This window comes from Geobacillus sp. C56-T3 (assembly GCF_000092445.1).
GTDB classification, from domain to species: Bacteria; Bacillota; Bacilli; order Bacillales; family Anoxybacillaceae; genus Geobacillus; species Geobacillus thermoleovorans.
On the sequence record NC_014206.1, the window covers coordinates 827,757 to 849,537 of the forward strand.

Consider the following 21,781-nt stretch of genomic DNA (forward strand, 5'->3'; position numbering starts at 1 on the left):
CCAGAGAGGGAAGGCAGCGGCTGGAACCTTCCTAACACGAAAAATGCGCTTACCCCCTCAGAGCTGCGGCAGCGAACGCAACGCCCAGTAGTTGCCGCCGGTGGACGACCGTTATTCTTGTTGAGCCATGGCATGGCGAGGCGCTGCCATGGGAAGAAGGGTGGAACCACGATGAAAACTCGTCCCTTTAGGAGGGAGGAGTTTTTTTATTTTTCCATTTTCATCATCATGACAAAGGAGTGATTGCCGATGCCAGACGTCATTCGCATCACGTTCCCAGATGGGGCGGAAAAGGAGTTTCCGAAGGGGACGACGACGGAAGACATCGCTGCCTCGATCAGCCCGGGGCTGAAGAAAAAAGCGATCGCCGGCAAACTGAACGGCCGGTTCGTTGATTTGCGCACGCCGCTTCACGAAGATGGCGAGCTTGTCATCATTACCCAAGACATGCCGGAGGCGCTTGACATTTTGCGCCATAGCACCGCCCACTTAATGGCGCAGGCGATCAAGCGGCTGTATGGCAACGTCAAGCTCGGCGTCGGTCCGGTCATTGAAAACGGCTTTTACTATGATATCGACATGGAGCATAAGCTGACGCCAGACGACCTCCCGAAAATCGAAGCGGAAATGCGCAAGATTGTCAAAGAAAATTTGGACATCGTCCGCAAAGAAGTGAGCCGCGAAGAAGCCATCCGGCTGTATGAAGAAATCGGCGATGAGTTGAAGCTCGAGTTGATCGCCGATATTCCGGAAGGCGAGCCGATTTCGATTTATGAGCAAGGCGAGTTTTTCGACCTTTGCCGCGGCGTGCACGTGCCGTCGACTGGAAAAATCAAAGAGTTCAAGCTGCTCAGCATCTCGGGGGCCTACTGGCGCGGCGACAGCAACAACAAAATGCTGCAGCGCATCTACGGCACGGCCTTTTTCAAAAAGGAAGACTTGGATCGTTATTTGCGCCTGCTTGAAGAAGCGAAAGAGCGCGATCACCGGAAGCTCGGCAAAGAGCTTGAGCTGTTTACGACATCGCAACAAGTCGGACAAGGCTTGCCGCTATGGCTGCCGAAAGGAGCGACGATCCGCCGCATTATCGAACGGTACATCGTCGACAAAGAAGTGGCGCTCGGATACGATCATGTCTACACACCGGTGCTCGGCAGCGTCGAGCTGTACAAGACATCGGGCCATTGGGACCATTACAAAGAAAACATGTTCCCGCCGATGGAGATGGACAACGAAGAACTTGTGCTTCGTCCGATGAACTGCCCGCACCATATGATGATTTACAAAAGCAAGCTGCACAGCTACCGCGAGCTGCCGATCCGCATCGCCGAGCTCGGCACGATGCACCGCTATGAAATGTCTGGAGCGCTTACCGGCCTGCAGCGCGTCCGCGGCATGACGCTCAACGACGCCCACATTTTCGTGCGCCCGGACCAAATCAAAGACGAGTTCAAGCGCGTCGTCAACTTGATTTTGGAAGTCTATAAGGATTTCGGCATTGAGGAATACTCGTTCCGCTTGTCTTACCGCGATCCGCATGACAAAGAAAAATATTACGATGACGATGAAATGTGGGAAAAAGCCCAACGCATGCTGCGGGAAGCCATGGACGAGCTCGGCCTCGACTACTACGAAGCGGAAGGGGAAGCGGCGTTTTACGGGCCGAAGCTCGATGTGCAAGTGCGCACGGCGCTTGGCAAAGACGAGACGCTCTCGACGGTGCAGCTTGACTTCCTGTTGCCCGAGCGCTTTGATTTGACGTACATTGGCGAGGATGGGAAGCCGCATCGTCCGGTCGTCATCCATCGCGGCGTCGTCTCGACGATGGAGCGGTTTGTCGCGTTCCTCATCGAGGAGTATAAAGGCGCGTTTCCGACATGGCTCGCCCCGGTTCAAGTCAAAGTGATCCCCGTGTCGCCGGAGGCGCACCTCGATTACGCGTATGACGTGCAGCGGACGCTGAAAGAACGCGGCTTCCGCGTCGAAGTCGACGAGCGCGACGAAAAAATCGGCTATAAAATCCGCGAAGCGCAAATGCAAAAAATCCCGTACATGCTCGTTGTCGGCGATAAAGAAGTGTCTGAGCGAGCGGTCAACGTCCGCCGCTATGGAGAAAAAGAAAGCCGGACGATGGGGCTTGACGAGTTTATGGCCTTGCTCGCTGACGATGTGCGGGAAAAACGGACAAGATTAGGGAAAGCGCAATAAACCGTTGACAGGCGACATAAACGTTCAAGCGCCACAAGGAAGCAACGGTGGCGATGGCCCATGTCATGGGCGGTTTTTCAAAGAAATGGCGGCGTGAACAAGATTTTCTCTTGCCAATTGAATGTTGATCCGCTATAATAAAGGGCGTTGTGTTTATCAAGATCCGCTCCTTGACATGCCATCGCCAAGGTGGTATAGTGTATAAAGTGGAATGATTGCTTGTTTGTAACAAAAGCAGAAGCACCCCGCTTCTCACCTGACCGACGCCAAGACGGCTGTTGGCAGGTTGTTACGGTTCGTCAATGCGAGTGTAAGGACGTACTGCGCGGGTGCTTTGTGCATCTGCGCTTTTTTTTGGCTGGAAGTGGGGCTCTGCTGGCAAACAAGCCAGTCGGAAAAAACCTTGGAGGTGGCTCATTATTAGCAAAGATTTTATTATCAACGAACAAATTCGTGCCCGTGAAGTGCGCTTGATCGACCAAAACGGCGAACAGCTTGGCATCAAGTCGAAGCAGGAGGCGCTTGAGATTGCGGCAAGACGCAACTTGGATCTTGTGCTTGTCGCGCCGAACGCCAAACCGCCCGTTTGCCGCATCATGGACTACGGCAAATTCCGCTTCGAGCAGCAGAAGAAAGAGAAAGAAGCGCGCAAAAAACAAAAAGTGATCAACGTCAAAGAGGTGCGCCTCAGCCCGACGATCGAGGAGCATGACTTCAACACGAAGCTGCGCAATGCGCGCAAGTTTTTGGAAAAAGGCGATAAAGTGAAGGCGACGATCCGCTTTAAAGGTCGGGCGATCACCCATAAAGAAATTGGGCAGCGCGTCCTTGACCGCTTCTCGGAAGCGTGCGCCGACATTGCCGTTGTCGAAACGGCGCCGAAAATGGACGGGCGCAACATGTTTTTAGTGCTCGCACCGAAAAACGACAACAAGTAAGGAGGAACCTGCGATGCCAAAAATGAAAACTCACCGCGGCTCGGCGAAACGGTTCAAAAAAACGGCCAGCGGCAAATTAAAACGCGGTCATGCCTATACGAGCCACTTGTTTGCCAATAAAACGAAAAAACAAAAGCGTCATCTCCGCAAAGCGACGCTTGTCTCGCCTGGCGATTTCAAACGCATCCGCCAAATGCTTGACAACTTGAAATAACGACCGACTATAGGAGGGAACGATTATGCCACGCGTAAAAGGTGGACCAGTGACGCGCAGACGTCGCAAAAAAGTGTTAAAACTCGCAAAAGGCTATTTCGGCGCGAAACACGCATTATATAGAGTCGCGAACCAACAAGTGATGAAATCGCTCATGTATGCGTATCGCGACCGCCGTCAACGGAAGCGCGACTTCCGCAAACTGTGGATTGTCCGCATCAACGCAGCGGCTCGCCAAAATGGCTTGTCCTACAGCCGTTTGATGCACGGCTTGAAGCTGGCCGGCGTGGAAGTGAACCGGAAAATGCTCGCCGACTTGGCGGTGAACGACCAAGCCGCGTTCGCCCAACTCGCCGACTTGGCGAAAGCGAATTTGAATAAATAACAACGATGGCCATCCTTGATCAGGGTGGCCATTTTCTTATCAAGGAAAGGGATCGATATGGTACAATACGGGATAGCGATCAATCTTCTCGCTTTTTTCGTGATGGGGGTCGACAAATACAAGGCGAAGCGCCGCCGCTTTCGCACCGCCGAGCGGACGCTTTGGCTGCTGGCGTGGTTGGGCGGAGCTCTGGGGGCAATGGCGGGCATGTACACGTTTCGCCATAAAACGCGCCATCGGGCTTTTGGCTATGGCTTGCCGCTGTTGACAGCGGTGGAGCTGTTTCTCTATTGGCGATGGATGAGGTAGAAAGGGGAGGAGAGAATGAATTGGCCTTTGCTTTACGATATGCAGCGCATGTTGGATCGGCGCATTGAAACGGAGCATGGCTTGATGGAGGAAGATTTGTTTGCCCGCAAGCAGCTCGCCTTTCTTGTGGAGCTGGGTGAACTCGCGAATGAGACGCGTTGCTTTAAATTTTGGAGCATCAAACCGCCCGCGCCAGCCGAGCGAGTGCTTGAGGAATATGTTGACGGCTTGCATTTTTTATTGTCGCTCGGGCTGGAGTGCGGCTTGTTTTATGAAGAAAACGAAGCTCCGTCGGTGGGACGGCCGCTTGTCGAGCAGTTTCTTGCCGTGTTTCGCGCCGCCGAGCGGTTCGGGGAGACGAGAGCGCGAGGGGAATATGATGCGCTGTTTGCGGAGTATTGGCGGCTTGGCGTGGCGCTCGGTTTTTCTTCCGACGACATCGAGGCGGCGTATCGGCGGAAAAATGAAGTGAACCACAAGCGGCAAAACGAGCGCTACTGATCTTTTTTTCGGGTGGCGAATGATTCATTTTGCCAATCGTCAGCCTTTTCAAGTATAATAAAAAAGTGGACAAAACCGGAAAGGGGTGCCAAGATGGCGAAGTTGGACGAAACGTTGACGATGCTGAAAGCGCTGACCGATGCGAAAGGCGTCCCGGGCAATGAGCGGGAAGCGCGCGACGTGATGAAGACATACATAGCTCCGTATGCGGATGAAGTGACAACGGATGGCCTCGGCAGCTTGATCGCCAAAAAAGAAGGGAAATCGGGCGGGCCGAAAGTGATGATCGCCGGCCATTTGGATGAAGTCGGCTTTATGGTGACGCAAATCGACGACAAAGGATTCATCCGCTTCCAAACGCTTGGCGGATGGTGGAGCCAAGTAATGCTCGCCCAGCGCGTGACGATCGTGACGAAAAAAGGCGACATCACCGGCGTCATCGGTTCGAAGCCGCCGCACATTCTGCCGCCGGAGGCGCGCAAAAAACCGGTGGAAATCAAAGATATGTTCATCGACATCGGCGCGACAAGCCGCGAGGAAGCGATGGAGTGGGGCGTCCGCCCGGGCGATATGATCGTGCCGTATTTTGAATTTACGGTATTGAACAATGAAAAAATGCTGCTCGCGAAAGCATGGGACAACCGGATCGGCTGTGCGGTCGCCATCGATGTGCTCAAGCAGCTGAAAGGCGTCGACCATCCAAACACGGTATACGGCGTCGGCACGGTGCAGGAAGAAGTCGGCTTGCGCGGCGCGCGCACGGCCGCCCAATTCATTCAGCCAGATATCGCGTTTGCTGTTGATGTCGGCATTGCCGGCGATACGCCGGGCGTGTCGGAAAAAGAAGCGATGGGCAAACTCGGCGCCGGCCCGCACATCGTCTTGTACGACGCAACGATGGTGTCGCACCGCGGCTTGCGCGAATTTGTCATCGAAGTGGCGGAAGAGCTGAACATTCCGCACCATTTTGACGCCATGCCAGGCGGCGGTACGGACGCGGGAGCGATTCACTTAACCGGCATCGGCGTTCCGTCGCTCACGATTGCCATCCCGACGCGCTACATCCACTCGCACGCCGCCATTTTGCACCGCGACGACTACGAAAACACGGTCAAGCTGCTTGTTGAGGTGATCAAACGGCTTGACGCCGACAAAGTGAAACAACTGACGTTTGACGAATAAAAACACCGGCCGATTCGGCCGGTGTTTTTGGCAGTATGCCCATGAAGCCAGCTGGTCCTGTTTGGCAGACGGGGCGGTTGTGGGCGTTGCCGTGTGGAGAGGTTCAGGTGGATGAGGCAAGTGTGCCCGTAACCGCACCTGCTTCACGAAAGATGGATTCTCCCCTGCTTTCCCCTGCAAGGACGTGGGAGGGAAAGTCAAGCTTTTAGGCCTACGGCTTTGGATGCATGTCGATGCGATGTGGAAGCATCGCCGTAGAACAGAACGGCCGCAAGCGGCGGAAACGTGATGGTCAGCAGCAAAGCAACGAGCAGAATGGTAAAGGAGAACGGGCTCAGCTTTTTGCCTAGTTCATTTTTATGCTTTTTCTCAAATTGTTTGATGGCGTCATTTTTGGTGAGGGAAGCCGAGTCTAGAAGGGTTTGGCCATCAACATCGTAATAAAAAATTTGTTTGGTGTGAAAAATGAAAATGCTGTCCCGAATTTCGCTCCCTTGGGCCAACACGACTTTCACCGTTTTCGCTTCGGTCGTGTTGTTTTCGGCTACTTCAGCTGATGTGGTGATGCTGTCTAGAATTTGGACAGAGCCGTTTTTGTAGTAAGTCAAAGTGTCTTTAAACTGCTTGTTTACAGCATCTGTAAGAGCGGATGAACTGGCGCCCGACACGCTGAAAGGGATGGTAAACAGGAACAGGAAGAGAATGAGAGACGCCCATTTTTTCAAAATTATCATTCCTTTCTCTTTTTTGGCTCTTCACCAAAAGTTGTACTTGATTTTTTCTGAACACACCCTATTTACGCTTGTGAGGGAAAACCAGCAAATCAGTGATTTTTGCATATCCTTGTGCAGGAAACCGCATTGCTTGTCAAGTACATGTTGCGGTGAAGAGCCTCTTTTTTGTAAATTTTATCATATTGATTCCTATGATTCTAGTTATTTGTAGCATAAAATTAAAAAACCACATAGGCGGTAGGTTGTTCCCGACAGAAATGATTTCGTGGCATCTTCCTCAAACGGCTGGAGATTCGATCTTTTTGAACAGAGAAGCGTTGGGCGAAAGAGCAAGAAAAAGCAGGCGGTTACTGTTTAACCGCCTGCTCGAGTGTTGTGAGCATCATGTCTTTTTGCTGCTCATTGGCATGCGTCCAAATGGCTTCAAAGAGGACACCGAGGCCGGGCAAATATTTTTCCTCGCCTCGTTGGATCGCATCTTCGATCGTATGTTCCAGCTGCTCTTTCGAGTTGTTGGCTACGTTGTGCATAATGGCTTTCCGCAAGTTCAAATCCATTTGTCTCACCTCGTTGGCCGTATTGTACACCGTTATCGTTTGCCAATGGCGGCGGATTTATACATGGAGCGGCTCTCGTATATGGTATAATAGAGGAAAAACTAGACCGAAATGAGTGATGGCGACGATGGACGCGAAACCGCTCTATGGATTGGAACGAACGGTATTTCGCCAACTGCTCCATCTATTTTCCCGTTATGCTGATGTCATTGAAAAAGTCATTTTGTTCGGATCAAGAGCACGAGGCGATTACAAGGAAGGATCGGATATCGATTTGGCGATCAAATTTCGAAAACCGGGAGGCCCGCTGTACCTCCTGCAATCGGACTTGGATGAACTTCCGATCATTTATCCGATCGATGTTGTTGATTACAATCAAATTCACAACGAACAGCTAAAAATGAATATTGACCAAGAAGGAAAGACGATTTTTCAAACGAACGAGCACGGGAAGGTGATGGTCACAATGAGCCGGCTGATGGATCGATTTTACGATTTCGAACGGGCGCTCTCCAAACTCCGGCAAAGTGCCGCAAGAGACGCCCAAACGGATGACCTTGTTGTTGATGCGACCATTCAACGCTTTGAATTCACGTACGAACTAGCATGGAAATGGATGAAACTTTATTTGGAGCATCAGGGATACGCTGAAGTGACGAGTCCGAGGAAAACGATTCGCGAGGCGTTTCGGGAAGGGTTGATTCAAGACGGAGAGACATGGCTTCGCATGCTGGAAGACCGCAACCGGACGTCCCATACGTATGACGAAGAAACCGCAATGGACATTTACGAACGCATTCGCATCCACTATATCCCGCTGTTTGACCGCTTGCTTGACGAAATGAAACAACGGCTTGACTCAGCGACATGAGCGGCCGGCGTGCGGAACGGAACGAGCCTGGCTTTGTGAAGGAACTTGGCTTTGGTCGTGAAAGATGACAACGGCACACATTTTGCTATAATCAAAGGAAGAAACTTGACGCATGAGGTGACGACACAATGGAAAAAGCGACATTCGCCGGCGGCTGCTTTTGGTGCATGGTGACGCCGTTTGAGGAGCTCGATGGCATTTACGGCATCGTCTCCGGCTATACAGGGGGACATGTGGAAAATCCGACATACGAGCAAGTGAAAACCGGCACGACCGGCCACTACGAAGCGGTGCAAATCACCTTCGACCCGGACGTCTTTCCGTATGAGCGGCTCTTGGAGCTGTATTGGTGTCAAATCGACCCGACCGATGACGGCGGCCAGTTTCACGACCGCGGGCCGCAATACCGGACGGCGATTTTTTACCATAACGAAAAACAGCGCCAGCTCGCCGAGCAGTCAAAGCGGGCGCTCGAGGAAAGCGGGCGCTTCTCGAAGCCGATTGTGACGAAAATTTTGCCGGCGACGACGTTTTACCCGGCGGAAGAGTATCATCAAAACTACCATAAGAAAAATCCGGAGCATTACAAACAAGACCGCGCCGCGTCCGGGCGCGATGAGTTTATCGCCAAACATTGGGGGACGAAACGGTGAAGCGGATCGAATCGCCGAAAAATGCGCGCGTCAAACAATGGAAAAAGCTGCTGACAAAAAAAGGGCGCGATGAGACCGGATTGTTTTTGCTTGAAGGGTTTCATCTTGTCGAAGAGGCCATAAAAAGCAACGCGCCCCTTGTCGAGCTGATCGTTGATGAGCGGACGGCTGTCCCGCCCGGCTGGAACGTCACAGGTGTCCCGGTTACGATCGTGACCGAAGCGGTGATGAGGGCGATCAGCAGCACGGAGACGCCGCAAGGCATCGCCGCGGTGTGCCGAAAGTTGCCAGCCGAGCTTGAAGGCGTGAAGACCGCCTTGCTTATTGACGCCGTGCAAGATCCGGGCAATCTTGGGACGATGATCCGCACCGCCGATGCCGCTGGGATCGATGCCGTCATCCTCGGTGAGGGATGCGCCGACTTGTACAATCCGAAAGTGGTGCGGGCGACGCAAGGGTCGCTGTTTCACCTTCCGGTTGTCAAAGGCGATCTGGCACAATGGATCGCGCGTTTCAAGGAGCAGGGCATTCCGGTGTACGGCACCGCCTTGGAGAACGCCGTCGATTACCGCACCGTTCCACAATCGTCTTCGTTCGCCATACTCGTCGGCAATGAAGGAAGCGGCGTCCGACCCGACCTGCTGCGCCTAACGACAGAGAACGTGTACATCCCGATTTACGGCCGCGCCGAGTCGCTGAACGTCGCCGTTGCGGCCGGAATTTTGCTTTATTCCTTGCAGGCGGTGCGGTAAAATAGAATGGAAAATCAATAGGACAAGGGGGGCGGAGACGGATGGATGGCGAACTGCGGGCGTTATTGAACGCTGTGCTTGAGCGTCTTGATGTTCAAGGGGTCTACATCGAACAAATGCGCATGGATATCGTCAAGCTGCAAGGAAGCGTGAAACAACTCGAAGACAAAGTCGATCGCATCCAAAGTGATGTTGAGGCGATGAAAAAAGACATGGACGCTATGAAAAAGGACATGTTGGGGGTCAAAAAAGATGTCGCCGCGCTCAAGGGAGGGCAAGTGCGGCAGGAAAAAATTATGGAGCGCCTTGCCATCCGCTCGATTGAACAGGAAGCGGAAATCGATGAGCTGCGCAAAGAAATTTCGGCCTGACCTTGCCTTTGCCCACTCATTTGCGTATAATGAATAGCGACAATTTCCCATACGGACAACAACGATGACGGAGAAAAGTAGCTTGCTGCTCGCCATCCAGGGAGAAAACGCCATAGACTGGGAGCGTTTTTATGGCCGACGCAAGTGAAGTTCACCTCCTGAGTTGACACCGGGACCATCCCGACGAGGGATGTAAAGGTGTTCCGGCTTTCGGCCGTTATCGCAATGAAGTGAACAGCGCATTTCGGCTGTTAACAAGGGTGGTACCGCGAGCAACAACTCGTCCCTTACCGGGGCGGGTTTTTTTTATCATCTTAAACCGAGAAGCCCCCCGCTTCTACGCGTGAGCGTAAGTGGGAGAGCGTTCAACTGAAATGAGGAGGGATTGATGTGAAAGAACGGCTGTACGAGCTGAAACGCCAGGCGCTCGAACAAATCGGCCAAGCCCGCGACTTAAGAATGCTAAACGACGTGCGCGTCGCCTATTTAGGCAAAAAAGGGCCGATCACCGAAGTGCTGCGCGGCATGGGGGCATTGCCGCCGGAAGAGCGCCCGAAAATCGGCGCACTTGCCAATGAAGTAAGAGAGGCCATCCAACAGGCGCTGGAAGCGAAACAAGCGAAACTGGAACAGGAGGAAGTGGAGCGGAAGCTGGCTGCCGAGGCGATTGATGTGACGCTGCCGGGCCGTCCCGTGAGTCTTGGCAACCCGCATCCGCTGACGCGTGTCATTGAAGAAATTGAAGACTTGTTTATCGGCATGGGCTATACGGTCGCCGAAGGGCCGGAAGTGGAGACCGACTATTACAACTTTGAGGCGCTCAATTTGCCGAAAGGCCATCCGGCCCGCGATATGCAAGATTCGTTTTACATCACGGAAGAGATTTTGCTTCGCACCCATACGTCGCCGATGCAGGCGCGGACGATGGAAAAGCACCGCGGGCGCGGTCCAGTGAAAATCATTTGCCCGGGCAAAGTGTATCGCCGCGACACCGATGATGCGACGCATTCGCACCAGTTTACGCAAATTGAAGGATTGGTTGTTGACCGGAACATCCGGATGAGCGATTTGAAAGGGACGCTGCGCGAATTTGCCCGCAAGCTGTTCGGGGAAGGGCGCGACATCCGCTTCCGGCCGAGCTTTTTCCCGTTCACGGAACCATCGGTCGAAGTCGATGTGTCCTGCTTCCGCTGCGAAGGGCGGGGCTGTGGCGTCTGCAAAGGCACCGGTTGGATCGAAATTTTAGGAGCCGGCATGGTTCATCCGAACGTGCTTGAGATGGCCGGTTTTGATTCGAAAACGTACACCGGCTTCGCGTTCGGCATGGGGCCGGAGCGGATCGCGATGCTGAAATACGGCATTGATGACATCCGCCATTTCTATCAAAACGATCTACGTTTCTTGCGGCAATTTTTGCGTGTGTAACAGAAAAAGGAGGAGTTGGGAATGCTCGTTTCTTACCGTTGGCTAGGGGAATACGTCGATTTGACGGGTATCACCGCCAAAGAGCTCGCGGAGCGGATTACGAAAAGCGGCATTGAAGTCGAGCGGGTCGAGGCGCTTGACCGCGGGATGAACGGCGTTGTCATCGGTCATGTGCTTGAGTGTGAGCCGCACCCGAACGCGGATAAACTGCGGAAATGCCTCGTCGATCTCGGCGAAGGCGAGCCGGTGCAAATCATTTGCGGCGCCCCGAACGTCGCCAAAGGGCAAAAAGTCGCCGTCGCCAAAGTCGGGGCGGTGCTGCCGGGCAACTTTAAAATCAAACGGGCGAAGTTGCGCGGCGAAGAATCGAACGGCATGATTTGTTCGCTCCAAGAGCTTGGCGTCGAAACGAAAGTCGTGCCGAAAGACTACGCGGACGGCATTTTCGTCTTTCCAAGCGACGCGCCGGTCGGCGCCGATGCCATCGAGTGGCTCGGCTTGCATGACGAAGTGTTAGAGCTCGCCTTGACACCAAACCGCGCCGACTGTTTAAGCATGATCGGCATCGCCTATGAAGTCGCCGCCATTCTCGGCCGTGAAGTAAAGCCGCCGAAAGCGGCGGTCAAAGAAACGAACGAAAACGTTCACGACTATATTTCGGTGCGCGTTGAGGCGCCGGAAGACAATCCGCTGTACGCTGGACGGATTGTGAAAAACGTCCGGATCGGCCCGTCGCCTCTTTGGATGCAAGCGCGTTTGATGGCGGCTGGTATTCGCCCGCACAACAACGTCGTCGACATTACGAACTACATTTTGCTTGAGTACGGCCAGCCGCTTCATGCGTTTGACTACGACCGCCTCGGTTCGAAGGAGATTGTCGTCCGCCGTGCAAAAGCGGGCGAAACGATCATCACCCTTGATGATGTCGAGCGGAAGCTGACCGAGAACCACCTGGTCATCACCAACGGCTGCGAGCCGGTCGCCTTAGCCGGCGTGATGGGCGGGGCGAATTCGGAAGTGCGCGACGACACGACGACCGTGTTCATTGAAGCGGCGTACTTTACAAGCCCGGTCATCCGCCAAGCTGTGAAAGACCACGGGCTGCGCAGCGAGGCGAGCACTCGATTTGAAAAAGGGATCGATCCAGCGCGGACGAAAGAAGCGCTCGATCGGGCCGCGGCGTTGATGTCGGAATACGCCGGCGGCGAGGTTGTCGGCGGCATCGTCGAAGCGAGCGTGTGGCGCCAAGACCCAGTGGTGGTGACGGTCACGCTCGAACGCATCAACGGCGTCCTCGGCACGGCGATGACGAAAGAGGAAGTGGCCGCGATTCTTTCGAACTTGCAATTTCCGTTTACGGAAGACAACGGAACGTTCACGATCCACGTCCCGTCGCGCCGGCGCGACATTGCGATTGAAGAAGATATCATTGAAGAAGCCGCCCGTTTGTACGGCTACGACCGCCTGCCGGCGACGCTGCCGGTGGCTGAGGCGAAACCGGGCGGGCTCACGCCGCATCAAGCGAAGCGCCGCCGCGTCCGCCGCTATTTGGAAGGAGCCGGCTTGTTCCAAGCCATCACGTATTCGTTGACGAGCCCGGACAAAGCGACGCGCTTCGCGCTCGAGACGGCCGAACCGATCCGCTTGGCGCTGCCGATGAGCGAGGAGCGGAGCGTTCTTCGGCAAAGTTTGATTCCGCATCTGCTCGAAGCGGCGAGCTACAACCGCGCCCGCCAAGTCGAGAACGTCGCCTTGTACGAAATCGGCTCTGTCTACTTGTCCAAAGGAGAACACGTCCAACCAGCGGAAAAAGAGCGGCTTGCCGGCGTTCTCACCGGCTTATGGCACGCCCATTTGTGGCAAGGCGAGAAAAAAGCGGCCGATTTTTACGTCGCCAAAGGCGTTCTTGACGGGTTGTTCGACTTGCTCGGGCTGTCCAAGCGCATCGCGTACCGCCCGGCGAAGCGCGCCGATTTGCATCCGGGACGGACGGCGGACATTGTGCTTGACGGCCGGGTCATCGGCTTTGTCGGCCAGCTCCATCCGGCCGTGCAAAAAGAGTACGATTTAAAAGAAACGTACGTGTTCGAGCTCGCCTTGGCCGAGCTGTTGAACGCCGAAAGCGAAGCGATCCGCTATGAGCCGATTCCGCGCTTCCCGTCCGTCGTGCGCGACATTGCCTTGGTCGTCGATGAAAACGTCGAAGCCGGCGCCCTCAAGCAAGCGATCGAAGAAGCCGGGAAGCCGCTTGTCAAAGACGTCTCCCTCTTTGACGTCTACAAAGGCGACCGCCTGCCGGACGGGAAAAAATCGCTCGCCTTCTCGCTCCGCTACTACGATCCGGAGCGGACGCTCACGGATGAAGAAGTCGCCGCCGTCCACGAGCGGGTGCTCGCCGCAGTCGAGAAACAATTTGGCGCGGTGCTGCGCGGGTAAAACGAAAAGCTGTTCCAAAAAGCGACTCGCTTTTGGAACAGCTTTTTTTGATGAGAGCTCGTTTCCAAACGGATTCAGAAAACGAAGGATGCCAACAAAGGCGGATGCCCTGTCAGCCGTACTCGGCCATGATGCGCCCGGTTTGTGACACATCGTACCCGCCGAGCGCTTCGAGTTCGGCGCGGAACGAATCGGAGCGGAGCACGTCCAGCACGGAAGCGATGAGCGATTCATTCTCCGGCGTCCGCAACATGACGACATCATACTGTTCGTTCATCAGCGGAATGAACTCGACGCCGGCCATTCGCGCCACTTTTTCCGTGCCGATGCCGACATCAGCGAGACCCGCCGCCACCGCGGAGGCGACGCTCAAATGGCTTGTCTCCTCGCGCTCATAGCCGCGAATAGCGGACGGTGACAGTCCATGCAGGCGCAGCTGTTCATCCAAGAGCACACGCGCCCCCGCTCCTTTTTCCCGGTTGACGATCACGACGTCGCTCCTTCCTAAGTCGCTAAACGTTTGAATGCCGCGCGGATTGCCTTTTGGCACGTAAAACCCGATTGGCCTGCGCATCAAGTTCACCATGATGTACGCATGGCCTGTCAACAGCTTTTCAACGTAGGGGCGGTTGTACTCACCCGTTTGCCCGTCAAACAAATGCACGCTGACGATGTCACATTGCCCTTTGTACAGCGCAATCAACCCGTTGAGGCTGCTCGTATAGGTGCGAAGCGATTGATAAGAGCCGCCTTTCTCGAGATGGACGCCAAGCAAATCGAGCGCCATATCTTGACCGCTGATGATGATGGGGCGAAAGGCGGTTTCGGTCGGCCGTGAAACGGCGGAAAAAACGGTGCTTGCCTCCCCTTTTTGCCAGTCGATGTACCGCTTGAGATCATCCGCGGTGATCCGCATTTGCCGCCCAACGCGAAAGGCGGGCAGCTTCCCTTTTTTCACTAAATCATACACCGTTAGTTTTGACACCTTTAATAAGGAAGCGATTTCTTCAATCGTGTATGACCGCGGCTCCATCATCATGCCATCCTCCTTTCTTTCATTGTAGCGCAAAGAGAGCGATGTGAAAAAATTTTTCTTTTCTAACTAGTTATCATTATTTATAATTAGATATCATTACATATAAAAATCTGAATGGAGATAAGGGGGATGTAGATGCGAAAAATGGCATGGCTTGTCGCGGTGGTCTTGTTGTTCGGCTTGTATGGCTGCGACAGCGGTTCGAAAGAGGGGGCTGGGCAAACGAAATCGGCGGACAAAGTGGAGCTCACCATCTCCGCCGCCGCCAGCCTGCAAGAAGCGCTGGAAGAAGCGAAAACGGCGTTTGAACGAAAGCATCCGAACATCCGCATCCAATATAATTTTGGCGCGTCGGGCGCCTTGCAAAAACAAATTTCCGAAGGGGCGCCGGTCGATCTCTTTTTCTCCGCGGCTGCCGAGCCATTTGAGGAACTGAAAAAGGAAGGGCTGATCGATTCCAAACACGAAAAAACCGTGCTCGCCAACGAGCTGGTGCTCATCGTTCCGAAACAAGGAGAAGGGGCGATTCAGTCGCTCGATGACATCACCCGCGCCAAACGAGTGGCGATCGGCATCCCCGAGTCGGTGCCGGCCGGCATGTACGCCAAACAAACGTTGGAGAAGGCGGGGCTGTGGGAGCAGGTGAAAGCGAAGCTCGTTTACGCGAAAGACGTTCGTCAAGTGCTGACGTACGTGGAAACCGGCAACGTCGACGCCGGGTTTGTGTACCGGACGGACGCGCTCGTGTCGGACAAAGTCAAGATCGCCGCCGCCGTTCCGGATGGCATGCACGACCCGATCGTCTATCCGCTTGGTGTTGTCAAGACGAGCAAACATCTCAAGGAGGCGCGGGAGTTGTATGATTATTTGACGAGCGAACAGGCGCTCCAAATATTCGAACAACACGGGTTCCGACCAAGCCGTTGAATCTGCTTCCCATCGGGAGAGGATATATGGTAAAATAAAGGCGATGCCAATCGAATAGGCGATGGAGTTCGCCATAACCGCCGGCTTCCGGCTGATGACTCCTGCTGCGTGTAGAAGCGGCAGGAGTTTGTTTATTTTCGTTATTCAAAAGGGGGAATCATCATTGGTCTATTTCTCTGTCGGCGCAGCCGGCATGATCGGCGCGCTTGTCCGCTATGGCCTCGGTTTGGTTGTTCCCGCCGCCGCCGTCGGCGGCTTTCCGCTCGGGACGCTTTTCATCAACTGGACAGGCTCGTTTTTGCTCAGCTGGTTCACCGTGATGTTCACCCGCCGCCCCGCGTGGCCGCCATGGCTCAAAACAGCCGTAACGACCGGGTTCGTCGGTTCGTATACGACGTTTTCGACGCTTAGCGTTGAATGTGTGGAATTGATGGAACAAGTGCGCTTTGGCATGGCGGCCGTTTATATCGCTGCCAGCCTGTTTGGCGGGTTGCTCGCCTCATGGGCTGGATATGCCGCCGCTCAACCGGAACGGAAGGAAGGGATTGGATAATGTACGCACCGCTGTTTGTGGCGATCGGCGGTTTTTTCGGCGCCATCTGCCGTTATGCCGTCAGCCGCTGGGCGGTTCGGCGTTCGCCGCGTTTTCCTATAGGGACGCTCATTGTCAACTTGCTTGGGTCCTTCTTGCTTGGCTGGCTCGCCGGAAGCGGCGCCGCCGATGCCGCAAAACTGCTTGTTGGCACGGGCTTTATGGGCGCGTTCACCACGTTTTCGACCTTAAAATGGGAAAGCGTGCAAATGATGCAGCAACGCCAGTGGGCGAAGGTTGTCGTTTATTTGGCGGCTACATACTTGTTGGGCGTTTGTCTTGCATGGATCGGTTATCATGTGGGGCGGTGATCAGCAGCAATGAAAAACGGGCTTGATTTCTTATCGGGGAGAAAAGAGATCGCGGTTCTTTGAGCGAGAGGAGATCGAAAACGTTTCCCCGCAAACGATTCGTTCGCGGGGAAACGGAGATCGATGAAGGACAACGTTCGAAACACGGATGGCGTTATCTTTTGCTTTTTCCAAACAATAATTGTTCGAGAATGTCATGAATGCGCGTATTTTCATAAATGCCGGTGAATCGCTCCGCTCCCGGTCCCATGGCAGTCAGCGGCACATCGGCGGCGGTGTGGCCCGTTGTCGTCCAGTCGAGGGCGAACGTTTGCGTAGAGCGGGCGATTGGAAACGGGCCGTCTTCGCCGGAGATCGTTTTGCCGTCTCCCGACTCATCCGTGCCGCCCGGCGTTTCGATCGTCAAGCCGCCGCATTCATGGTCGGCGAGCACGAGGACGAGCGTATCCCGATGGCGCTTGGCGTACTGTTTCGCTACGGCGACCGCTTCGTCAAGCTGCTGGCCCGCTTTGATCATGAGCGATCCGTTGTTTTCATGGCTCATTTCATCAATGGCTTCTTCTTCGACAACGAGGAAAAAGCCCTTTTTATTTTGCGACAGCACGTCAAGCGCTTTTTTTGTCATATCGGGCAGCGACACGACGGGATTGTACACATCTCCTTCTCCTTCGGGGCGTTGCTGGAACATTTCTTCGTTGGCAAACAGTCCAAGCAGCTTGCGGCCGGACGCTTGTTTCAGCTCATCGGCGGTGCGGACGTACGTGTAGCCGAGCTGCTTGGCGCGTTCAACCAAGTTTCCTTGCGTGCCTTTGCTTGCTTCTTCCGGATCTTCGGCTGGATGGTCGGGGTAATAGCCGGGATTTCCAGAAGGATACCAGTAATCTTCCCCGCCGCCCAAAATGACATCCACTTTCGTTTGTTCAATGTATTGCTTGGCGATGTCGCTTTGGGCAGAGCGATTGGCGGTGTGGGCGGCAAACGCAGCCGGCGTGGCGTCCGTCACTTGGGCGGTCGTGACAAGTCCTGTTGCCTTGCCGGCTTTTTTCGCTTGTTCCAAAATCGTTTCCACCGGTTTTCCTTGCAAATCAACAGAGATGGCGCCGTTGTACGTTTTGACGCCCGTCGCCATCGCGGTCGCCGCAGCAGCAGAGTCAGTGATGAATGACTTCGAGTCGGCAGAGTTCGTATGGACGAGGCCGCTGTACGGCATGCTGTCCATTTCCAATTCTCCGCTCAATCCTTTTGTAGCGAGACGAATGGCGTTGCGATGCGCTGTGCCCATGCCGTCGCCGACAAAAAGGACGACATTTTTCACCTCAGACGGCTTCGATTGTTTCGCTGGGGCGGCCCATGCATCTTGCCCGGCTTGATGCAGCGCCAGTCCGGCGCTCAGCCCGGCGATGAGCAAAGCCGTGCGGCGTTTCGATTGGAACATCGTTCTCCTCTCCCTTTTCAGATGATTTTGTCATTTTTATTGTACAAGCCAGATGTTAAGCGTTCGTGAATGCAATGTAATGGCTTTGAAAAAATTTCCTCTCTATTCAGATTGGACGATAGAATGGTTTCTCCTTTGGCAACATTCCTTGTTGACTTTCTCTTTTTTCCTTGGTATCGTTACTAATAGTTCAACAGTTGAACAAAACGGATGACAGCTCTCCATCTACTGTTGAATCTGGTTGATTGTTCAATGATTGAACCATCGGAGGTGAGTCAATGCCGGGACGAACCATCGACGAATGGATTGACCGCTATTTGTCCGTCTCGTTTCTTGTGATGAAACGGGGGGCGGCGCTTGTCAAAGGCAGCCTTTGCGAAGAGATGACGCACGATCAATATTATTTGCTTCGCTACATCCGTCGGCGGGGGACGTGCACGTCAACGGAGCTCGCGGCGATGTTCGGCGTGAACAAAAGCGCGGTGACGGCGATGACGAACCGCCTCGTCGACAAAGGCTGGCTGCGACGCGACCGTGACGAAAACGACCGGCGCGTCATCGTCTTATCGCTGACGGAGCAAGGGGAAGCGTGGATCGCGGAAATGGACCGAAACGTCTACCGGCTCGTCGAAGAAGTGATCGCCCGCTTTCCGGAAGAAGAAATTGAAGCGTTCATCCGCACGTATGAGCGGCTGGCCCGCGTGCTGCAGGAGGTGGAAGAGGCGACATGAGAGCGATCATCAAAGGAAAATGGCTCGTACTTGCGGCATGGATCGCCATCGCGGCCGTGCTCATGGCGACGGCGCCGAACATGGGCGAGCTTGTCCGCGAGAAAGGGCAGCTGAGCGTGCCGGACGGCTACTCGTCGTCATTGGCGGCAAAGCTGATCAAAGAGGCGAACAGCCAGGAAAACAAACAAAATGAACGATCCGCGGTGCTTGTCTTTTACCAAAAAGGCGGGCTGACGGCGGACGATAAAAAAGAGATTGAACGGGCGGTAAACGCGCTCGAAAAGAAAAAAGAGGAACTTCATATCACGGACATCGTCTCGCCGTTTGCCAACCGGGAGCTGGAAAAAGAACTCATCTCCGAAGATGGAACGACGATGCTCATTTCCGTCAGCATCGACCCGGCTGGGCGGACGGCGAAGCAATTGACTGACGCCCTGTATAAAGCGGTCGATGGCGTCAAGGTCGAGCATTATTTCACCGGCGGCTGGATGATCGATGAAGATGTCGTAACGAGCTCGCAGGAAGGCGTGAAGAAAACGGAGGGGATCACGGTCGTCTTTATTTTAATTGTGTTGCTCGCCGTGTTCCGATCGCCGGTGGCGCCACTCATTCCGCTGCTCGCGGTCGGGGCGACGTATGTCGTCTCGCAGTCGGTCGTGGCGTTTTTGGTCGATCAAGTCAACTTTCCGTTGTCAACGTTTACGCAAACGTTTTTAGTCGCCGTGTTGTTCGGCATCGGGACCGACTATTGCATTTTGTTGCTGAGCCGGTTTAAAGAAGAACTGGCGAAACGCGGCGATCGGGTGGAAGCGATTATCGCCACGTACCGGACGGCTGGGAAAACGGTGGCGGCAAGCGGCATTGCCGTCATGATCGGCTTTGCGGCGATCGGGTTGTCGACGTTTAAGCTGTACCAATCGGCGGCGGCCGTCGCCGTTGGGGTCGCGGTGCTGCTTTTGGCGCTCGTGACGCTTGTGCCGTTTTTCATGGCCGTGCTTGGCGAGAAGCTGTTTTGGCCGGTGCGCGGGAAGCTCGAGCACGGGCAAAGCCGGCTTTGGCTTGCGGCTGGCCGATTTGCGTTCGCCCGTCCGCTTTTGGCGCTGGCGATTGTCGCCGTCGTGACCGTGCCGGTGTTGGCGACGTATGATGGCAAACTGTCGTTTGATTCCATGGAGGAGATCGGCGATCATTATCGTTCGGTCAAAGCGTTTGACATCATTGCCGATCATTTCAATCCGGGAGATGCCATGCCGACGCAGGTGGTATTGAAAAGCAAAGAGCCGCTCGATTCGGAAGAAGGACTGGCGTTAATTGAGAAAATGAGCCGTGAGATCGAAAAAGTTGACGGCGTGGCGAGCGTCCGCTCGGCGACGCGTCCGACGGGAGAGCCGATTCAGGAGCTGTATGTCACCGAACAGGCGAAACAGCTCAAAGACGGCCTTGGCGCCGGCAAAGAGGGGATTGAGAAAATCGGCGCCGGCCTCGAGACGGCAAGCGAAAAATTGTCCTCATCCGCACCGCAGTTGAAGCAGGCGTCGTCCGGCATCGGCCAGCTCGTCTCCGGAACAGAGCGGCTTGAAGACGGCCTGCGCCAGCTGCAAACCGGTCTCAGTCAAATTGAACAAGGGGTGCGCCGGGGAGCGATGGGCGCCGGCGAGCTGCAAAACGGCTTAGTGACGCTTCGCGACAACGCGAAAAAGCTGCAGGAAGGCGCCACGCAGCTGCTTGACGGCTACAAGCAGACAGAACAAGGGCTGTCAGCGCTAAGCGGCCAGTACCGGCAAATCGAAGCGGGATTAAAAGCTGTCGCCGCTCAGCTCGCCGCCGTGCAAACGATGCTTGCGCAAGTCGAGCAGTCGCATCCGGAACTCACGCAAGACGCGCAATACCAACAAGCGAAAATGACGGTCGCCGCTTTGTCCGAAAAGACGAACCAAATGGCGGACGGCCTCACGCAATTGAACGGGGCGCTTGAGCAGGCGCGCGCCGGTTTGGTGAAAGCGAACGAATCGTTCGCCCAACTCGCGGCTGGTCAAGCGGCGGTCAACGGCGGCTTGGACCGGATCATCGCCGGGCTTTCGGAGCTCGAAGCCGGATTGACGAAAGCGGCCGACGGCCAGAAACAGGCGGTTGAAAAACTGCCGCAATTCTCCCGAGGGCTTGAGCAAGTGAACGGCGGCCAGCGCCAATTGCTTGAGCATTTCTCCGCGCTTGGCGGCCAGCTCGGCCAGCTCGTAAACGGCTTGGACCAAAGCGCGTCTGGGCTGCATAAAGTGGCGGACGGCCTCGGAACGGCGGAAACGTATTTAGCCGATTTATCATCGGCCAAGGAGAAAGACATGGCTGGCTGGCACATGCCGAAAGAGGCGCGCGAAAGCAAAGACTTTGCGCAGGCGAAAGACGCGTATATGTCAAAAGACCGGCGCATCGTGACGTTCGATGTCATTTTAAAAGAAAATCCGTATTCGACATCGGCGCTCAGCCGCGTGGATGACATTCGCGCCGCGGCCGAACGGGCAGTGAAAGGAACGAAATGGGAAGACGCGACGATCGCTGTCGGCGGCGTGACGAGCACGTACGCCGATTTGCAGGCGATCTCAAACGCCGACTATAAACGGACGGCCGTGCTGATGTTGATCGGCATCGCCATCGTGCTCGCAGTGCTCCTTCGTTCGCTTATCATGCCGCTCTATTTGATCTTGTCGCTCGTCCTGACGTATTACACATCGATGGCGGTCACCGAGCTCATTTTCGTCAACGGCCTCGGCTACGCCGGCTTGAACTGGGCGGTGTCGTTCTTTGCCTTTGTGTTGCTGTTGGCGCTCGGCATCGACTACAGCATCTTCCTCATGGATCGGTTCAACGAATACCGCGGCCGGCCGGTGAAGGAAGCGATGCTGTCGGCGATGGGCCATATGGGGACGGTCATCATCTCGGCCGCCGTCATTTTGGGCGGAACGTTCGCCGCGATGTATCCGTCCGGCGTCTTGTCGCTTTTGCAAATTGCGACGATTGTGCTGACAGGGCTCCTGCTTTACGCCCTCGTCGTCCTGCCGCTTTTCGTGCCGGTCATGGTCCGCACGTTCGGCCGCGCGAACTGGTGGCCGTTTCGGCAGCCGGCAAGCGAGACAACCGGACTGGAACAACAAAAAATCAGTTAAGAAGGCGGGCCAACGCCGCTTCCCGAGATCCAGGAAGCGGCGTTCTTTTTTA

At 54.9% G+C, this 21,781-nt stretch carries 22 protein-coding genes, 1 riboswitch and 2 other annotated features; of the genes, 18 read left to right on the forward strand and 4 right to left on the reverse strand.

Annotated features, from left to right (window positions below; translation table 11 throughout):
* Positions 1–249 precede the first annotated feature (249 nt).
* From thrS to GC56T3_RS04270, 7 genes are all read left to right on the forward strand, one after another.
* Positions 250–2,208, forward strand: coding sequence for a threonine--tRNA ligase (thrS, locus tag GC56T3_RS04240; RefSeq protein ID WP_011232193.1), 1,959 nt, complete (start codon positions 250–252; stop codon positions 2,206–2,208).
* Between the two features lie 226 nt (positions 2,209–2,434).
* Positions 2,435–2,568, forward strand: a sequence feature (ribosomal protein L20 leader region).
* A gap of 56 nt (positions 2,569–2,624) precedes the next feature.
* Positions 2,625–3,146, forward strand: coding sequence for a translation initiation factor IF-3 (gene infC, locus GC56T3_RS04245; protein ID WP_074044349.1), 522 nt, complete (start codon positions 2,625–2,627; stop codon positions 3,144–3,146).
* A gap of 13 nt (positions 3,147–3,159) precedes the next feature.
* On the forward strand, positions 3,160–3,360 hold the full coding sequence (rpmI, locus tag GC56T3_RS04250; RefSeq protein WP_011232191.1) for a 50S ribosomal protein L35: 201 nt from the start codon (positions 3,160–3,162) through the stop codon (positions 3,358–3,360).
* A gap of 25 nt (positions 3,361–3,385) precedes the next feature.
* Complete coding sequence (gene rplT / locus GC56T3_RS04255; protein WP_011232190.1) at positions 3,386–3,745, forward strand: 50S ribosomal protein L20; 360 nt, start codon at positions 3,386–3,388, stop codon at positions 3,743–3,745.
* A 57-nt stretch (positions 3,746–3,802) separates the two neighbouring features.
* On the forward strand, positions 3,803–4,054 hold the full coding sequence (locus GC56T3_RS04260; RefSeq protein WP_013144527.1) for a DUF1294 domain-containing protein: 252 nt from the start codon (positions 3,803–3,805) through the stop codon (positions 4,052–4,054).
* A gap of 15 nt (positions 4,055–4,069) precedes the next feature.
* The gene (locus GC56T3_RS04265) at positions 4,070–4,555 is read left to right on the forward strand and encodes a dUTP diphosphatase (protein ID WP_013144528.1); all 486 of its coding nucleotides are present in this window, start codon (positions 4,070–4,072) and stop codon (positions 4,553–4,555) included.
* A gap of 93 nt (positions 4,556–4,648) precedes the next feature.
* Positions 4,649–5,737, forward strand: a complete 1,089-nt coding sequence (locus tag GC56T3_RS04270; protein WP_013144529.1) for a M42 family metallopeptidase — start codon at positions 4,649–4,651, stop codon at positions 5,735–5,737.
* A gap of 197 nt (positions 5,738–5,934) precedes the next feature.
* On the opposite strand, the gene GC56T3_RS04275 is transcribed toward GC56T3_RS04270, so the two are convergent.
* Together GC56T3_RS04275 and sspI are read right to left on the reverse strand one after the other, a co-directional pair.
* Positions 5,935–6,471 (reverse strand): hypothetical protein, encoded by a 537-nt coding sequence (locus tag GC56T3_RS04275; protein WP_013144530.1) that lies wholly within the window; start codon positions 6,469–6,471, stop codon positions 5,935–5,937.
* Positions 6,472–6,818: 347 nt separating this feature from the next.
* Positions 6,819–7,028: a small acid-soluble spore protein SspI gene (gene sspI / locus GC56T3_RS04280; RefSeq protein WP_013144531.1), complete on the reverse strand. Its 210-nt coding sequence runs from the start codon at positions 7,026–7,028 to the stop codon at positions 6,819–6,821.
* Positions 7,029–7,155: 127 nt separating this feature from the next.
* Between sspI and GC56T3_RS04285 the strand changes: the two genes are divergently transcribed.
* From GC56T3_RS04285 to pheT, 6 genes are all read left to right on the forward strand, one after another.
* Entirely contained in the window at positions 7,156–7,899 is a 744-nt protein-coding gene (locus GC56T3_RS04285; protein WP_013144532.1) for an HI0074 family nucleotidyltransferase substrate-binding subunit, read from the forward strand.
* 128 nt (positions 7,900–8,027) lie between these two features.
* Positions 8,028–8,552: a peptide-methionine (S)-S-oxide reductase MsrA gene (gene msrA, locus GC56T3_RS04290; RefSeq protein WP_013144533.1), complete on the forward strand. Its 525-nt coding sequence runs from the start codon at positions 8,028–8,030 to the stop codon at positions 8,550–8,552.
* Positions 8,549–9,304 (forward strand): RNA methyltransferase, encoded by a 756-nt coding sequence (locus GC56T3_RS04295; protein WP_013144534.1) that lies wholly within the window; start codon positions 8,549–8,551, stop codon positions 9,302–9,304. Before msrA ends, GC56T3_RS04295 begins: the two co-directional genes overlap by 4 nt.
* A 41-nt stretch (positions 9,305–9,345) precedes the next feature.
* Positions 9,346–9,675, forward strand: a complete 330-nt coding sequence (locus GC56T3_RS04300; protein WP_013144535.1) for a hypothetical protein — start codon at positions 9,346–9,348, stop codon at positions 9,673–9,675.
* A gap of 55 nt (positions 9,676–9,730) precedes the next feature.
* Positions 9,731–9,966: a binding site (T-box leader), on the forward strand.
* Positions 9,967–10,065: 99 nt separating this feature from the next.
* Positions 10,066–11,100, forward strand: coding sequence for a phenylalanine--tRNA ligase subunit alpha (pheS, locus tag GC56T3_RS04305; protein ID WP_013144536.1), 1,035 nt, complete (start codon positions 10,066–10,068; stop codon positions 11,098–11,100).
* Positions 11,101–11,121: 21 nt separating this feature from the next.
* Positions 11,122–13,536: a phenylalanine--tRNA ligase subunit beta gene (gene pheT / locus GC56T3_RS04310; RefSeq protein ID WP_013144537.1), complete on the forward strand. Its 2,415-nt coding sequence runs from the start codon at positions 11,122–11,124 to the stop codon at positions 13,534–13,536.
* A 112-nt stretch (positions 13,537–13,648) separates the two neighbouring features.
* Here the strand turns inward: pheT and GC56T3_RS04315 are convergent, their stop codons facing one another.
* A complete protein-coding gene (locus GC56T3_RS04315; RefSeq protein ID WP_013144538.1) occupies positions 13,649–14,572 on the reverse strand; it encodes a helix-turn-helix transcriptional regulator in 924 nt (307 codons plus the stop codon).
* 135 nt (positions 14,573–14,707) lie between these two features.
* Between GC56T3_RS04315 and modA the strand changes: the two genes are divergently transcribed.
* The 3 genes from modA to crcB all read left to right on the forward strand — a co-directional run bounded on the left by modA (position 14,708) and on the right by crcB (position 16,402).
* A complete protein-coding gene (gene modA / locus GC56T3_RS04320; protein WP_013144539.1) occupies positions 14,708–15,499 on the forward strand; it encodes a molybdate ABC transporter substrate-binding protein in 792 nt (263 codons plus the stop codon).
* A gap of 48 nt (positions 15,500–15,547) precedes the next feature.
* Positions 15,548–15,610: riboswitch (Fluoride riboswitch) on the forward strand.
* 52 nt (positions 15,611–15,662) lie between these two features.
* Positions 15,663–16,052, forward strand: coding sequence for a CrcB family protein (locus GC56T3_RS04325; protein ID WP_013144540.1), 390 nt, complete (start codon positions 15,663–15,665; stop codon positions 16,050–16,052).
* On the forward strand, positions 16,052–16,402 hold the full coding sequence (crcB, locus tag GC56T3_RS04330; protein ID WP_013144541.1) for a fluoride efflux transporter CrcB: 351 nt from the start codon (positions 16,052–16,054) through the stop codon (positions 16,400–16,402). Before GC56T3_RS04325 ends, crcB begins: the two co-directional genes overlap by 1 nt.
* A gap of 154 nt (positions 16,403–16,556) precedes the next feature.
* Here crcB and GC56T3_RS04335 read toward each other — a convergent pair whose 3' ends face one another.
* On the reverse strand, positions 16,557–17,837 hold the full coding sequence (locus tag GC56T3_RS04335; protein ID WP_013144542.1) for an alkaline phosphatase: 1,281 nt from the start codon (positions 17,835–17,837) through the stop codon (positions 16,557–16,559).
* A gap of 278 nt (positions 17,838–18,115) precedes the next feature.
* On the opposite strand from GC56T3_RS04335, the gene GC56T3_RS04340 reads away from it, so the two are divergent.
* Complete coding sequence (locus GC56T3_RS04340; RefSeq protein WP_013144543.1) at positions 18,116–18,568, forward strand: MarR family winged helix-turn-helix transcriptional regulator; 453 nt, start codon at positions 18,116–18,118, stop codon at positions 18,566–18,568.
* Positions 18,565–21,729, forward strand: a complete 3,165-nt coding sequence (locus GC56T3_RS04345; RefSeq protein ID WP_013144544.1) for an MMPL family transporter — start codon at positions 18,565–18,567, stop codon at positions 21,727–21,729. The genes GC56T3_RS04340 and GC56T3_RS04345 overlap by 4 nt, the downstream gene beginning before the upstream one ends.
* Positions 21,730–21,781 lie beyond the last annotated feature (52 nt).

Excerpts from the sequence above, each read along its gene's own strand:
- thrS (WP_011232193.1), top strand. The coding sequence starts at position 250 with ATGCCAGACGTCATTCGCATCACGTTCCCAGATGGGGCGGAAAAGGAG.
- rpmI (WP_011232191.1), top strand. The coding sequence starts at position 3,160 with ATGCCAAAAATGAAAACTCACCGCGGCTCGGCGAAACGGTTCAAAAAA.
- rplT (WP_011232190.1), top strand. The coding sequence starts at position 3,386 with ATGCCACGCGTAAAAGGTGGACCAGTGACGCGCAGACGTCGCAAAAAA.
- GC56T3_RS04260 (WP_013144527.1), top strand. The coding sequence starts at position 3,803 with ATGGTACAATACGGGATAGCGATCAATCTTCTCGCTTTTTTCGTGATG.
- GC56T3_RS04265 (WP_013144528.1), top strand. The coding sequence starts at position 4,070 with ATGAATTGGCCTTTGCTTTACGATATGCAGCGCATGTTGGATCGGCGC.
- GC56T3_RS04270 (WP_013144529.1), top strand. The coding sequence starts at position 4,649 with ATGGCGAAGTTGGACGAAACGTTGACGATGCTGAAAGCGCTGACCGAT.
- GC56T3_RS04275 (WP_013144530.1), bottom strand. The coding sequence starts at position 6,471 with ATGATAATTTTGAAAAAATGGGCGTCTCTCATTCTCTTCCTGTTCCTG.
- sspI (WP_013144531.1), bottom strand. The coding sequence starts at position 7,028 with ATGGATTTGAACTTGCGGAAAGCCATTATGCACAACGTAGCCAACAAC.
- GC56T3_RS04285 (WP_013144532.1), top strand. The coding sequence starts at position 7,156 with ATGGACGCGAAACCGCTCTATGGATTGGAACGAACGGTATTTCGCCAA.
- msrA (WP_013144533.1), top strand. The coding sequence starts at position 8,028 with ATGGAAAAAGCGACATTCGCCGGCGGCTGCTTTTGGTGCATGGTGACG.
- GC56T3_RS04300 (WP_013144535.1), top strand. The coding sequence starts at position 9,346 with ATGGATGGCGAACTGCGGGCGTTATTGAACGCTGTGCTTGAGCGTCTT.
- pheT (WP_013144537.1), top strand. The coding sequence starts at position 11,122 with ATGCTCGTTTCTTACCGTTGGCTAGGGGAATACGTCGATTTGACGGGT.
- GC56T3_RS04315 (WP_013144538.1), bottom strand. The coding sequence starts at position 14,572 with ATGATGGAGCCGCGGTCATACACGATTGAAGAAATCGCTTCCTTATTA.
- modA (WP_013144539.1), top strand. The coding sequence starts at position 14,708 with ATGCGAAAAATGGCATGGCTTGTCGCGGTGGTCTTGTTGTTCGGCTTG.
- crcB (WP_013144541.1), top strand. The coding sequence starts at position 16,052 with ATGTACGCACCGCTGTTTGTGGCGATCGGCGGTTTTTTCGGCGCCATC.
- GC56T3_RS04335 (WP_013144542.1), bottom strand. The coding sequence starts at position 17,837 with ATGTTCCAATCGAAACGCCGCACGGCTTTGCTCATCGCCGGGCTGAGC.
- GC56T3_RS04340 (WP_013144543.1), top strand. The coding sequence starts at position 18,116 with ATGCCGGGACGAACCATCGACGAATGGATTGACCGCTATTTGTCCGTC.
- GC56T3_RS04345 (WP_013144544.1), top strand. The coding sequence starts at position 18,565 with ATGAGAGCGATCATCAAAGGAAAATGGCTCGTACTTGCGGCATGGATC.